The 12,725-nt window shown below is 70.1% G+C and carries 10 protein-coding genes; 6 read left to right on the forward strand and 4 right to left on the reverse strand.

The features are described from left to right. Positions 1 to 30 precede the first annotated feature (30 nt). The 4 genes from gltB to HS104_14110 all read left to right on the forward strand — a co-directional run bounded on the left by gltB (position 31) and on the right by HS104_14110 (position 7,097). Positions 31 to 4,614: a glutamate synthase large subunit gene (gene gltB / locus HS104_14095; GenBank protein ID MBE7481102.1), complete on the forward strand. Its 4,584-nt coding sequence runs from the start codon at positions 31 to 33 to the stop codon at positions 4,612 to 4,614. After that, complete coding sequence (locus HS104_14100; GenBank protein ID MBE7481103.1) at positions 4,614 to 6,035, forward strand: glutamate synthase subunit beta; 1,422 nt, start codon at positions 4,614 to 4,616, stop codon at positions 6,033 to 6,035. Before gltB ends, HS104_14100 begins: the two co-directional genes overlap by 1 nt. A gap of 13 nt (positions 6,036 to 6,048) precedes the next feature. Beyond that, positions 6,049 to 6,786 (forward strand): hypothetical protein, encoded by a 738-nt coding sequence (locus HS104_14105; GenBank protein MBE7481104.1) that lies wholly within the window; start codon positions 6,049 to 6,051, stop codon positions 6,784 to 6,786. A gap of 116 nt (positions 6,787 to 6,902) precedes the next feature. Then, the gene (locus tag HS104_14110; protein MBE7481105.1) at positions 6,903 to 7,097 is read left to right on the forward strand and encodes a hypothetical protein; all 195 of its coding nucleotides are present in this window, start codon (positions 6,903 to 6,905) and stop codon (positions 7,095 to 7,097) included. A gap of 10 nt (positions 7,098 to 7,107) precedes the next feature. Here the strand turns inward: HS104_14110 and HS104_14115 are convergent, their stop codons facing one another. The 4 genes from HS104_14115 to HS104_14130 all read right to left on the reverse strand — a co-directional run bounded on the left by HS104_14115 (position 7,108) and on the right by HS104_14130 (position 9,793). Further along, on the reverse strand, positions 7,108 to 7,317 hold the full coding sequence (locus HS104_14115) for a CPXCG motif-containing cysteine-rich protein (protein MBE7481106.1): 210 nt from the start codon (positions 7,315 to 7,317) through the stop codon (positions 7,108 to 7,110). Beyond that, positions 7,284 to 7,922: a hemolysin III family protein gene (locus tag HS104_14120; protein ID MBE7481107.1), complete on the reverse strand. Its 639-nt coding sequence runs from the start codon at positions 7,920 to 7,922 to the stop codon at positions 7,284 to 7,286. The genes HS104_14115 and HS104_14120 overlap by 34 nt, the downstream gene beginning before the upstream one ends. 275 nt (positions 7,923 to 8,197) lie before the next feature. Further along, positions 8,198 to 8,587: an acyltransferase gene (locus HS104_14125; protein ID MBE7481108.1), complete on the reverse strand. Its 390-nt coding sequence runs from the start codon at positions 8,585 to 8,587 to the stop codon at positions 8,198 to 8,200. Positions 8,588 to 8,830: 243 nt separating this feature from the next. Next, positions 8,831 to 9,793 (reverse strand): sel1 repeat family protein, encoded by a 963-nt coding sequence (locus HS104_14130; protein MBE7481109.1) that lies wholly within the window; start codon positions 9,791 to 9,793, stop codon positions 8,831 to 8,833. 85 nt (positions 9,794 to 9,878) lie between these two features. On the opposite strand from HS104_14130, the gene HS104_14135 reads away from it, so the two are divergent. Beyond that, complete coding sequence (locus tag HS104_14135) at positions 9,879 to 11,510, forward strand: 1-acyl-sn-glycerol-3-phosphate acyltransferase (GenBank protein MBE7481110.1); 1,632 nt, start codon at positions 9,879 to 9,881, stop codon at positions 11,508 to 11,510. Then, positions 11,507 to 12,523 carry an NAD(P)-dependent glycerol-3-phosphate dehydrogenase gene (locus HS104_14140; protein ID MBE7481111.1) on the forward strand — a complete coding sequence of 339 codons (1,017 nt, stop codon included), beginning with the start codon at positions 11,507 to 11,509 and terminating at the stop codon, positions 12,521 to 12,523. The genes HS104_14135 and HS104_14140 overlap by 4 nt, the downstream gene beginning before the upstream one ends. The last annotated feature ends 202 nt before the right edge of the window (positions 12,524 to 12,725 follow it).

A 12,725-nucleotide genomic window follows, 5' to 3' on the forward strand; every position in this document is an offset into this window, starting at 1 on the left:
GCCCCGCCATCCGTTCAGACCGGGCGCCATATGATCTCACCCCGCCCCAGCAGCCTCTACGACCCGCGCTTCGAGCACGACGCCTGCGGCGTGGGCTTCATCGCCAACCTGCGGGGCGTGCGCTCGCACGACATCGTCGAGCGCGGGGTCGGCATCCTGCTGAACCTCGAGCACCGCGGGGCGACCGGCTGCGATCCGCAGTCGGGCGACGGCGCCGGCATTCTGCTCCAGGTCCCGCACGAGCTCCTGGCGGCCGAGATGGCCGCACGCCTGGAGCTCCCCGAGCCGGGAAAGTACGGCGTCGGCTGCGTGTTCTTGCCGCGGGACGCGGCGGATCGGGCGCGCTGCCAGCAGATCCTCGAGGACAAGATCCTCGGCACCGGGCAGCGCCTGCTCGGCTGGCGACCGGTGCCGGTGGACGAATCGGCGCTGGGCCCCATCGCCCGCCAGAGCGCGCCGCTGATCCTGCAAGTGCTGGTCGGCTCGACCACGGAGGACGAGGCGAGCTTCGAGCGCAAGCTGTTCGTGATCCGCAAGTGGGCAGAGCGCACCGTCCGCGAGAGCGACATCCCGGGCCGCGACGCCTTCTACATCCCGAGCCTGTCTTGTCGGACGCTGGTCTACAAAGGCCTGCTCCTCGCGCATCAGCTCGCAAAGTTCTACCGGGATCTGGAGGACCCCCGCGCGGTCAGCGCGCTGTCGATGGTGCACCAGCGCTTCAGCACGAATACCTTCCCGACCTGGCAGCTGGCCCAGCCGTTCCGCTTCCTGGCGCACAACGGCGAGATCAACACCGTGCGCGGCAACGCTCAGTGGATGCGGGCTCGCGAGCAGCTGTTCGACGGCCGCGTCTTCGGCGAGGACGTGCGCCACATCCTGCCCACCATCACCCCCGGGGGCAGCGACTCGGCCCAGCTCGACAACGTCGCGGAGCTGTTGCTCCACGCCGGTCGCTCGCTGCCCCACGTGCTGATGATGCTGGTGCCCGAAGCCTGGCAGAACGATCCGAGCATGCCGGGCTACCAGCGCGACTTCTACGCCTACCACGCCTGTCTGGTGGAGCCCTGGGACGGACCAGCGGCGCTGACCTTCACCGATGGCCGGCAGATCGGCGCGCTGCTCGATCGCAACGGCCTTCGGCCGGCGCGCTGGCTGGAGACTCGCGACGGCTTGGTCGTGCTCTCGAGCGAGACCGGCGTGATGGACGTCCCGCCCGAGCAGATCGCGCGCAAGGGCCGGCTGGAGCCGGGGCGCATGTTCCTGGTGGACCTCGCCGGCGGACGCATCGTCGAGGACGCGGAGCTGAAGCGCGAGGTCTGCCACCAGAAGCCCTATGGCAAGTGGCTGCGCGACAACGCCATTCACCTCGACCAGATCGACGACGTGCCAGCGGCGCCGGCGCTCGCCGACCCGCACGAGCTCCTGACGCGGCAGCGTGTGTTCGGCTACACGACCGAAGACCTGACCCTGCTGCTCGCGCCCATGGCCGAGAAGGGCGAGGAGCCCGTCGGCAGCATGGGCACGGACACTCCGCTGGCGGTCCTCTCCGAGCGGCCGCAGCTGCTCTTCAACTACTTCAAGCAACACTTCGCCCAGGTCACCAACCCGCCCATCGACCCCATCCGGGAAGCGCTGGTGATGAGCCTCCGGAACTTCGTCGGTGGCGAGGACAACCTGCTCTTCGAGCTGCCCGACCACGCGCAGATGCTCGAGCTCGGGAGCCCCGTGCTCACGAACGAGGAGCTGGCGACGCTGTGCGAGACCCACCAGATCCACTTCCGCCGCCCGGCGCGCCTGCCCATGGTGTACCCGGTCGCCGAAGGCGGGCGTGGCCTGAAGGCGGCGCTCGACGAGCTCTGCCGCCAGGCCTCGCTGGCGGTGCTCAACAACCACAGCGTGATCGTGCTCTCGGATCGGAGCGCCACGCCGCACATGGCGCCGGTGCCGAGCCTGCTCGGCTTGGGAGCGGTGCACAACCACCTGATGCGCAACGGCACGCGCATGCGCGTCGGCATCCTGGTAGAGACGGGCGAGGCCCGGGAGGTCCACCACTTCTGCCTCTTGCTCGGCTTCGGCGCCGGCGCCGTGAACCCCTACGTCGCCCTCGACAGCGTCGCCGAGATGGCCCGAGCGGGTGTGCTCCGCGGCGTCAGCGACGTGGCCGTCGCCCAGAAGAACCTGGTCAAGGCGGTCAACAAGGGCGTGCTGAAGGTGATGAGCAAGATGGGCATCAGCACGCTCCAGAGCTACCAGGGCGCGCAAATCTTCGAGGCCATCGGCCTCGGCCCCGATCTGATCGAGCGCTATTTCACCGGCACCACCTCGCGCCTGGGCGGCATCGACCTCGACGAGCTGGCGGAGGAGTGCCGGTCGCGGAGCGAAGCGGCCTTCCCCCGGCGCCGCAGCCCGAGCCCCGTCTTGGAGACCGGCGGCGAGTACCAGTATCGCGCCCAAGGCGAGCGCCACTTGTGGAGCCCCAAGGTCGTCAGCGCGCTGCAGCGGGCCGTGCGCGAAGAGGACGTGAAGAGCTACCGCGAGTACTCGGATCTGGTGAACCAGCAGTCCCGCGGCCCCATCACGCTGCGCGGGCTGTGGAACCTGCTCCCGGCGGAGGCGCCGATCTCCCTGTCCGAGGTCGAGCCCGCCAGCGAGATCGTGCGGCGCTTCGCCACCGGCGCGATGAGCTTCGGCAGCATCAGCGCCGAGGCCCACGAGAACCTCGCCATCGCCATGAACCGCATCGGCGGGCGCAGCAACACCGGCGAAGGCGGCGAGCGCGAGGAGCGCTTCGCCCGGCTTCCGAGCGGAGACAGCAAGCGGAGCAGCATCAAGCAGGTCGCGAGCGGTCGCTTCGGCGTGACCGCCCACTACCTGGTCAACGCGGACGAGCTGCAGATCAAGATCGCCCAGGGCGCCAAGCCCGGCGAGGGCGGCCAGCTGCCGGGGCACAAAGTGGACGTGGTGATCGCCGAGACCCGGCACTCCACGCCCGGCGTCACGCTCATCTCTCCCCCACCCCACCACGACATCTACAGCATCGAGGATCTGGCGCAGCTGATCTTCGACCTGAAGATGGTGAACCCGAAGGCGCGCATCAGCGTGAAACTAGTGGCCGAGGCCGGTGTCGGCACCATCGCCGCCGGAGTGGCCAAGGCGCGCGCCGACGTGATCCTGATCTCGGGCTTCGACGGCGGCACCGGCGCCTCGCCCCTGACCAGCATCAAACACGCGGGCGTGCCCTGGGAGCTCGGTCTGGCGGAGACGCACCAGGTGTTGGTCAAGAACGACCTCCGCAGCCGCGTCATCGTGCAGACCGACGGGCAGATGCGCACCGGGCGCGACGTCGTGTTCGCCGCGCTGCTCGGCGCCGAGGAGTTCGGCTTCGCCACGGCGCCGCTCGTCGCCAGCGGCTGCATCATGATGCGCAAGTGTCACCTCAACACCTGCCCGGTCGGGGTGGCCACGCAGGACCCCGAGCTCAGGAAGAAGTTCGCGGGCCAGCCCGAGCACGTGATTCGCTTCATGTTCTACGTGGCCGAGGAGGCGCGCGAGCTGATGAGCCAGCTCGGCTTCCGGACCATCCAGGAGATGATCGGCCGGGTCGATCGCATCCGCCCCCGCGACTTGAGCGAGCACTTCAAGGCCAGAAAGCTCGACATGAGCGCCGTGCTCGCCGTCGCGGAGCGCGGCGCCGGAGTCGAGGTCTGCAAGAGCCTGGATCAGGAGCACGGCCTCGAGCGCTCCCTCGACCACCAGCTCTTGCCGCGCGTACTCCCGGCCATCGAGGCCAAGGAGCCCATCGCCCTGGCGGTTCCCATCCGCAACGTGCACCGGACGGTGGGCGCGATGCTGGCCGGGGAGATCGCCCGGCGCCACGGCCGCGCGGGGCTGCCGGAAGGCACGCTGCGCCTCGACTTCGAGGGCAGCGCCGGGCAGAGCTTCGGCGCCTTCGCGGTCCACGGCATGCACCTCACCCTGGAGGGGGACGCGAACGACTACGTCGGCAAGGGTCTGTCCGGCGGTACGCTCTCGGTGCGACCGCCGCGCGGCGCCACCTTCCGCTCCGACGAGAGCGTGCTGGTGGGCAACGTCGCGCTCTACGGCGCCACCAGCGGCAAGGCGTTCATCAGCGGTGTCGCCGGCGAGCGCTTCGCGGTGCGCAACAGCGGCGCCACCGCGGTGGTCGAGGGCGTCGGCGACCACGGCTGCGAGTACATGACCGGCGGGCGCGTGGTGGTGATCGGCCGGACCGGGCGCAACTTCGCCGCCGGCATGAGCGGCGGCTACGCCTACGTGCTGGACGAAGACGGGCGCTTCGAGTCGCGCTGCAACCCCGAGCTGGTGGCGCTCGAGCCCCTCGGCCCGGACGACGCCGCGTTCGTCGCCGCGCTGCTCGACGAGCACCGCCGCGCCACAGGCAGCGCCAAGGCCGCCGAGCTCGTCGCGCGCTGGGAAGAGACGCTGCCGCGCCTCTTGAAGGTGGTCCCGCTGGAATACCGCCGCGTGCTCGAGCGGCTCGAGGAGCAGAAACGCACGAGCTTGGGCGACGAGCCCACCGACGGCGAGCCGCTGCCGGTGCCGCGCGGCAACCGCCACGCCACGGAGGCGGAGTGATGGGAAAGCCGACGGGCTTCGTCGAGTACTCGCGCGAGGAGCCGCCGAAGCGCCCGGTCGCCGAGCGCGTGAAGGACTATCGCGAGCTCGAGCTGCCGGTCGTGGACGAGCGGCTGAAGAAGCAGGGCGCGCGCTGCATGGATTGCGGCATTCCCTTCTGCAACACCGGCTGTCCGCTCGGAAACCTGATCCCGGAGTGGAACGACCACGTCTACCGCGGGCGCTGGGACGACGCCGCCGCCGCGCTGCACGCCACCAACAACTTCCCCGAGATCACCGGACGCGTCTGCCCGGCGCCCTGCGAGGCCGCCTGTGTGCTCGGCATCAACAGCGACCCGGTCAGCATCAAGCTGCTGGAGAAGTCCATCGCCGACCACGCCTTCGCGCGCGGGCGCATCGTCCCGGAGCCGCCGCTCGAGCGCACCGGAAAGAAGGTCGCGGTGGTCGGCTCGGGTCCCGCGGGCCTGGCTGCGGCCCAGGAGCTCAACCGCGCCGGCCACAGCGTGGTCGTGCTCGAGCGGGACGACCGCATCGGGGGGCTCCTCACCTACGGCATTCCGGACTTCAAGCTGGAGAAGCGCTGGGTGCAGGCACGCGTGGAGCAGCTCCGCGCGGAGGGCGTCGAGTTCCGCACCGGCGTCGAGGTCGGCGTCACGCTCGCCGCCGAGGAGCTCAGCTCGCGCTTCGACGCCGTCTGCCTCGCCATCGGCGCGCGAAAGCCCCGGGATCTGCCGGTGCCGGGTCGCGAGCTCGGCGGCATCCACTTCGCCATGGATTTCCTCGAGCAGCAGAACCGCCGCCTGGCCGGGGACCGCGTGCCGGAGGAGCGCGCGATCCTGGCCACGGGCAAGCGCGTCGTGGTCATCGGCGGCGGCGACACCGGCAGCGACTGCATCGGCACCGCCATCCGTCAGGGAGCGCGGAGCGTGACCAGCCTCGAGATCCTGCCGCGTCCGCCGGCGGAGCGCGATCCGAGCACGCCCTGGCCGCTCTGGCCGCTCGTTCTCCGCACCTCCACCTCGCACGAAGAAGGCTGCAATCGCGAGTGGAGCGTCTCGACGGAGCGCTTCGGCGGAGCGAACGGCCGCGTCCAGAAGCTCCACCTGGTCCGCGTCACCGAGCGCGCCGGCCGCTTCGATCGCGTCGAAGGCAGCGAGATCGAGCTCGACGCCGATCTGGTGTTGCTCGCGCTCGGCTTCCTACATCCGGAGAAACCCGGGCTCGTCGAGGCGCTCGGGCTCGGGCTCGACCGCCGCGGCAACCTGGCCGTGGATCCGAGCTTCATGACCAGCTCGACCGGAGTGTTCGCGGCAGGTGACTGCCAGCGCGGCCAGAGCCTGGTCGTTTGGGCCATCGCCGACGGCCGGCGCGCCGCGCGCAGCATCGACAAGTACCTGATGGGCAAGAGCGAGCTCCTGTAATACTGTTCTCTGGTTGGCCCAGGTTCCGAAGAAGCGCCCCCCCAAACGACCGCCGCGCCCTGCGCCGCGTGGGGCCTCGACCGGGCGTGAGGAACGCGACGACGACTCGTCGCCGGAGATCCAGGTCGGCTTCGCGCCGGCCGGTCGCGAGACGCTCGCGGCCATCACCAGCGACGTCGCGCCCGGCGGCGACACCCCGGAGCTCGAGTTCCACCTGGTGCCAGCCGGTCGCGAGACCCTGGCCGCCATCACGGCGGAGCTCGTGCCGCCTTCGGCGCGCATCAGCCGCGCGGACGACGCTTCGGAGCCGAACACCGGGGTCCGTCAGCGGCTGCGCACCCACGGGTACTCGGAGCCCCCAGCCGAGCCCGTGCCGGTCCCGCGCATGACCATGCCCGGCGTGGCGCCGCCGCCCAACGCGCCCCGCCCGCAGAAGGCGGAACGGGTCAGCAAGGACACCATCGATGCGCTGGCCTCGGCCATGCTCGATCCCGTCCCTCCGCCCTCGAGCGCGCGGCAGCGCGCGCTCGCGCTGGACGTCTTCGAGCTCGTGACCTTCGTGGTCAAAGGCGACGACCTGGGCCAGCTCTCCACGGAGGCGACGCGCCGAGATTTCGTCGCCGAACGCCTGATGCACCGCCTGCCCATCGCCGCCGTCGATCAGATCGATCGCGTCGACGTCACGCCCTGGACCGTGCGCGGCACGCTGATCCTGCGCGTCTGGTGCAAGGTCCGGCCGAAGCTGAAGTGACGCTCGGCGAACGCAACCTCTGCATGCCAGAGTGCCTCGCCCGAAACGCTTGCGTCGCGCGACGGCACGACTCCCCGAGATCCTGCGATGGAACGCGGCCTGCACGTCGCGAGCCCATGCTCGCTCGGATCACCTACGTCGACCATGAGGCACGCTACGGCGTCGCCCGCACCTCCGACGGTCACACCGTCCGGTTCCACGAGAGCGCCGTGTTAGGCGGGCTCACGACCCTCGCGGTCGGAGACGAGGTCCGCATCTCGAACGCGAGCGTCGAGGTGGTGGTCCGGCGCACCGGTCGCCCCGCTGCGTAGGCTCCCGGCTCTAGGCGGCGCTCGCCTCGATCCCGAACTCCCCGCTCGCCTCGGAGTAGGTAGCGACGACTCGAATGGGGCGGCAGCACACCACGCAGTCCTCGATCAGTATCTGTCGCTCCCCGCCGTCGAGATCCGGGAACGCGTCCGTCGGCTCGCCGCAGTAGGGGCACTCGAAGCTCGGCACTAGCTGTACTCTAGCACCGCAATCGTGTGGCAGGCGCTGCCCGCGATCACGAACAGGTGCCAGACCAGGTGCGCGTGAGGCAGGCGCTTGGCGGCGTAGAAGGCCACCCCCGAGGTGTAGGCGAGACCGCCCGCGATCAACCAGAACAACCCCCACGGCTCCATCAGCTGCCAGAGCGGACGGATCGCCGTCAACACCAACCAACCCATGCCGAGGTACAGCGCCATCGACAGCCGCGGGAAACGCATGCCGCCGACCACCTCGAGAACGACCCCGGCGATGGCCAGCACCCACACCACTGTGAGCAGCGACTGGCCCCAAACACCGCTCAGCACGCCCAGCGTGAACGGCGTGTAGGTGCCCGCGATGAGCAGGAAGATCGCCGCGTGATCGAGCACCCGAAGCACGCGCTTCGCCTTGGGCCCCGGCAGCGCGTGGTACAGGGTCGAGCACAGGTAGAGCAGCACCAGCGTGGCCGAAAACACGCTCGCGCCCACGACGGCCGCGACGGACCCGCGCCGAGCGGCGCTCGTCACGAGCAGCGGCAGCGCGGCCAGCGCCGCCAAGAGGCCGAGCCCGTGGCTCACGCTGTTGGCGATTTCTGCGCGGTTCGTCCCGGTCGCGACCTCGGAGCTCATGCTTACACCAATAACCGTTACAGTTTACACTGTCAACTTTGGCGAACCGCGCTCGACTCTCGACATGGCCAAGCGCAAGCGCGGGCACGTTGAGGAACCTGCGGGGGGCGAGCCGGCTGGCGATCGAGGCCACCCACGGCGTCACCGCGCTCGTCGAGGAGATGCACCGCACCATCGCTGCTGGACCCGCGCTGCTCGGCCGGCCCCTCGACGGTCCCGCACGCCTGTTGACGGGGCTCGTCCAACGAGCTCCGAGCCTGCCCTCTCGAGAGCGGTCACTTGCAGCTGAAGCCGCCGCCGCTCCAGCCCTGACCCGAACCGGCGGCGGCGAAGCACGCCGCGGCCAGCTGCTTCATGTACGTCTTGGTCGGCTCCGGCGCGCTCTCGGCGTTCTGCGAGATCGCCTGGCAGCACTTCTTCATGCTGGCCGAGCTCCCGCCCCCGACCTTCTTGGCGTCGGCATCCGCGTCGCTGACGTCTTCCCCCGCGTCCTCGACCTCGAGCACCAGCGGAGCGGCCGGCGTGGCGACCGGCGCGGCGGAAGGCAGCGGCGGCGGCGGTTCGTCCTTCTTGGTGCAGCCGGAGTGCGCCAGCAACCCCAGCGGAAGGAGCAGCCCGAGCGCGATGGGGGCGAGCGACTGGGTCAGGAGATCTGCCGTCTTCATCGAATCCTCCTGGGCATTCCTATCACGTGAGGGAGCCGGGGGACGAGCAATCGTGCTCGACCGCTCGGCTCAGGGCTCGAGCCCGTGCTCCTTGCGCGATGCAGCGTTGCGCGCGTCGGCGCGCCCCAGCGCGGGTCGCTGGCCCAGGCGGTCGGCACACGCCTTGAACAGCGACAGCGTGATCGACATCGAACGTGCCTAGCTCGACGCCGACGCGGCGACCAGCGGGGTCCGGATTTCGTCTCACTCCCGCGGCCGCGCAGCTGGGCGCTCCACCCGCTCGCACGACAGCTGATCGCCGAGGGCGCAGCCGCGCTCGAACAGCTGGCGGGCCCGGGCCAGGTCGGCCGTCACGCCGCTCGAGCCGTCGGTGTAGAGGAGCCCGAGCGCGCGGCACCCCATCACCGAGCCCCCGTCGCAAGCCCGCTCGAAGAGCTGGACCGCCCGCGCCTCGTCCTTGGGCATGCCGCGACCGCCGAGCAACATGCGTCCGAAGCCGTGGCAGCCTTCGGCGTCGCCGCCGTCGCAGGCCTTCTGGAACAGCGCGACGGCCTGCTCCACGTTCGCCTCGGTGCCCATGCCGATGAACTTGGCGAGCGCGAGCCCGCCGCACGCCTCCGCGCTGCCCAGATCGCAGCCTCTCTGGAAGAGCTCGACGGCCTTCGCCGGGTCCTTCGGGACGCCGCGCCCCTTTTCGTGGCGCTTGCCGAGGGTCGCACAGGCTTCGCCTTCGGAGCCCTGACAGGCCCGCTCGTACAGGCCGAGCACGCGAGCCGCATCCAGCTTGCCGCCCTGCCCCGCCTCCAGCAGCTTGGCGAGGTGCAGGCACGCGGGCGCGTCGTCGGCGTTGCAGGCGCGTTCGAACAGCTCGGCCGCGAGCTTGGCGTCGCGCTCGGCCTCGAGACCGACTTGGTGCGAGAGCCCGAGCTGCCGGCAGGCGAGCTTGTCGCCCTTGTCGCAGCGGGCGGCGAGCGCCTGGTTCAGGCTCTTCGGCGCGGCAGGTGCGAGCGCCCAGGTAGACAGTCCCGCCAATGCGCCGACCAGCAGGCCGAGCGCGAACGGCACCCACGGGGGTCGGGCCACCGACTCCTTCGCCGGCAACCGGGACGGCGGGGCGCGACGGGTCACCGGCTTCGCGGCTGAGGCGTCGAGATCTCGCGGCGCTGCTTCGCTGGGGTCTTCGGGCTCGAGCTCGGGCTTCGACACGGCCCGAACTAGAGCACACTTTTCCGTCGGCGGTGACGGCACGGGTGTCCCCGGCCGCCCGCGGGCGTTGTAGGCTCGGCCTCCCATGCGACCCGAGCACCGCGAGCGCGCCCGCATCGAAGCTGCCACGCGTGTCGTCGATCGGCACGTGGCAACGCTGCGTCCGCCCGAAGAGGTGGGCCTCGAAGCCTTGGTCAACGACACGCTCTACCACGAACGCCGCCGGCTCGAGCGCGAGCGCGGCGGCGATCCGCGACTCGCCGCCGACCACGCCTTCTACCAGAAGGTGCAGCGTCGGCTGCGCCACGCCTCGGCGCGGGATCTCCGGGAGATGCTCGACCAAATCGCGCTGCGTTTCGCCTCGGAGATCGTCGGCAACTTCGACGACCGCGTCTACAGGTTGTCCACCACCGTCGTGCCCACCGGCCTGAGCGTGCTCTTGACGGCGATGTCGCCGCGCAAGCTGAGCTCGCTGGGCTCGCTCCGACACGGGCTGTCCGATCACGTGCAGATCCAGGGCTCGGTCGATCACGTGCGCAAGCTCCTCGACAAGGGCACGCTGGTCGTGGTCCCCACGCACTCGTCCCATCTGGACAGCATCGTGCTGGGCTACGCCGTCCACTTGATGGGCTTGCCCCCGCTGCTCTACGGCGCGGGGCTGAACCTGTTCAACAACCCGGTGACGTCGTTCTTCATGAACAACCTCGGCGCCTACCGCGTGGACCGCAAGAAGACCGCCGCGCTCTACAAGGACGTGCTGAAGGAGTTCGCCACCGTCGCGCTCGAGCTCGACTACAACAACCTCTTCTTCCCCGGCGGCACGCGCTCGCGCAGCGGCGCCGTGGAGCAGAAGCTCAAGCGCGGCCTGCTCGGGACGGCCGTGCGCGCCTACGTCGGCAACCTCCAGAGCCACCGCGACAAGCCCAATTTGTACGTCGTCCCCTGCACCATCTCCTACAAGCTGGGGCTCGAGGCGGAGACGCTGATCGACGACCACCTGAAGGAGGTCGGGAAGAACCGCTACATCATCGAGGACGACGAGTTCAGCCGACCGCGCCAGGTGCTGAACTTCATGTCGAACCTGGTGTCGCTCGACAGCCGCGTGGTGATCACCTTCAGCCGGCCCCTGGACTTCGTCGGCAACTACGTGGACGAGGACGGCCGGAGCCTCGACCCCCGCGGCCGGCTGGTCGACGCGGCTTCCTACGTGAGCGACGCCGGCGACCCGGTCCACGACCACCAGCGCGACGAGGAGTACACGAACGAGCTCAGCGCGGCCATCGCTCGGGAGTTCCTGCGCGACAACGTCGCGATGAGCACCCACGTGGTCGGGTACGCGCTGCTCGACATGCTGCAGCGGGACAACCCCGAGATGGACCTCTACCGCCTGCTCAGGACCGGCGGCAGATCCCCGAGCGTCACCCGGGCCGACCTCGCGCGGGAGACCGAGCGGGTGATCGACGCGCTCCGGCGCTCGACGCGCGGCCCGCGGCTCGCGGACGAGCTCTCCCGAGACCCCGAGCTCGTCGTGGACGACGCGCTGCGCGCATTTGGCAGCTACCACGCGCATCCCGCCGCGGTGCGCCGCGGCGAGCGGGTCTTCCACGAGGATCGCAACCTCTTACTCTATTACGGCAACCGCCTGCGCGGCTACGACCTCTCGCGCTCGCGGCTCGGGCCGAGCGCAACGGCCGGTGCCGAGGGAGCCGCAGCATGACGACCGACAGCTGTATCGGCGTAATCGGCGCCGGTAACTGGGGCACCACGCTGGCCAAGGTGCTCGGCGAGAACGGCAAACGCACCTTGCTCTGGGCGCGGCGCGAGGAGCTGTGCCGCGAGATCAACGAGACTCGCCAGAACTCCGCTTATCTGCCCGGCTTCACCCTGCCCGAGAGCGTCGAGGCAACGCACGACCTGAAGCACATCTGCCAGAGCGCGTCGCTCCTGATCGCCGTGGTACCGTCGCACACCATGCGCGAGACCGCGCGGGAGCTCGGAAACCACCTGAACGGCGAGCACGTGGTCGTTCACGCCACCAAGGGCATCGAGCAAGGCAGCTTCAAGCGCATGAGCGAGGTGCTGCGCGAGGAGACGTGCCTCAGGAAGATCGGCGTGATCAGCGGCCCCAACCTGGCCAAGGAGCTGGCGGCGCGCCAGCCCACGGGCACGCTGGTCGCCAGCCGCTACGACGAGGTGTTCACGCGCACCCACGCTGCTCTGCACAACGACTACTTCCGCGTCTATCAGGGCCGCGACGTCGTCGGCGCGGAGATCGGCGGCGGCTTCAAGAACATCATCGCGTTGGCCGCCGGCGTGGCCGCCGGCCTCGGGCTCGGGGACAACACCAAGGCGCTGCTCCTGACCCGTGGCCTGTCGGAGATGGCGCGTTTCGGCGTGGCCATGGGCGCGGAGGTGATGACCTTCGGCGGCATGGCCGGCATGGGTGATCTGATCGCGACCTGCTCGTCGCCGCTCTCACGCAACCACCAAGTGGGCGCCCGGCTCGCCCGGGGCGAGAAGCTGGAGGACATCCAGCGCGACATGCGCATGGTGGCCGAAGGCGTGAAGATGGCGAAAGCCGCCCACGACTTCGCCAAGAAGAAGCGCATCGACCTGCCCATCGTCGCGGCCGTCTACCACCTGCTCTACGAGCACCACGAGGTGCCGCTCCTGCTCAAGGAGCTGATGAGCATCCCCGCCGGCCCGGAGTTCGCGGCGCTCACGGTCTAAGGGGGTGTCCCTAGTGTCGTGAGTCCGCAATTCGCAACCGAATTGCGGACCGCGCTCCGCGCGGCGCTGCTATCGCAGCGCGGACACTATTTTCCTCGGAGGGGCGCCGCGCGCCCCTCTCGCGCTTCGCGCGATTCACCCCGCGGAATTCGCTCCGCGAATTCGCTAGTGTGCCGAGGTCACATTGGGCCCGATTTGCGGA

It is taken from the genome of Polyangiaceae bacterium (assembly GCA_015075635.1).
GTDB lineage: Bacteria > Myxococcota_A > Polyangia > Polyangiales > Polyangiaceae > JADJKB01.

What these genes read in the sequence shown, in the direction of transcription:
- HS104_14110 (MBE7481105.1), top strand. Translation starts at nt 6,903, where the DNA reads ATGCTCGCTCGGATCACCTACGTCGACCATGAGGCACGCTACGGCGTC.
- HS104_14125 (MBE7481108.1), bottom strand. Translation starts at nt 8,587, where the DNA reads ATGAAGACGGCAGATCTCCTGACCCAGTCGCTCGCCCCCATCGCGCTC.
- HS104_14135 (MBE7481110.1), top strand. Translation starts at nt 9,879, where the DNA reads ATGCGACCCGAGCACCGCGAGCGCGCCCGCATCGAAGCTGCCACGCGT.
- HS104_14120 (MBE7481107.1), bottom strand. Translation starts at nt 7,922, where the DNA reads ATGAGCTCCGAGGTCGCGACCGGGACGAACCGCGCAGAAATCGCCAAC.
- HS104_14140 (MBE7481111.1), top strand. Translation starts at nt 11,507, where the DNA reads ATGACGACCGACAGCTGTATCGGCGTAATCGGCGCCGGTAACTGGGGC.
- HS104_14100 (MBE7481103.1), top strand. Translation starts at nt 4,614, where the DNA reads ATGGGAAAGCCGACGGGCTTCGTCGAGTACTCGCGCGAGGAGCCGCCG.
- gltB (MBE7481102.1), top strand. Translation starts at nt 31, where the DNA reads ATGATCTCACCCCGCCCCAGCAGCCTCTACGACCCGCGCTTCGAGCAC.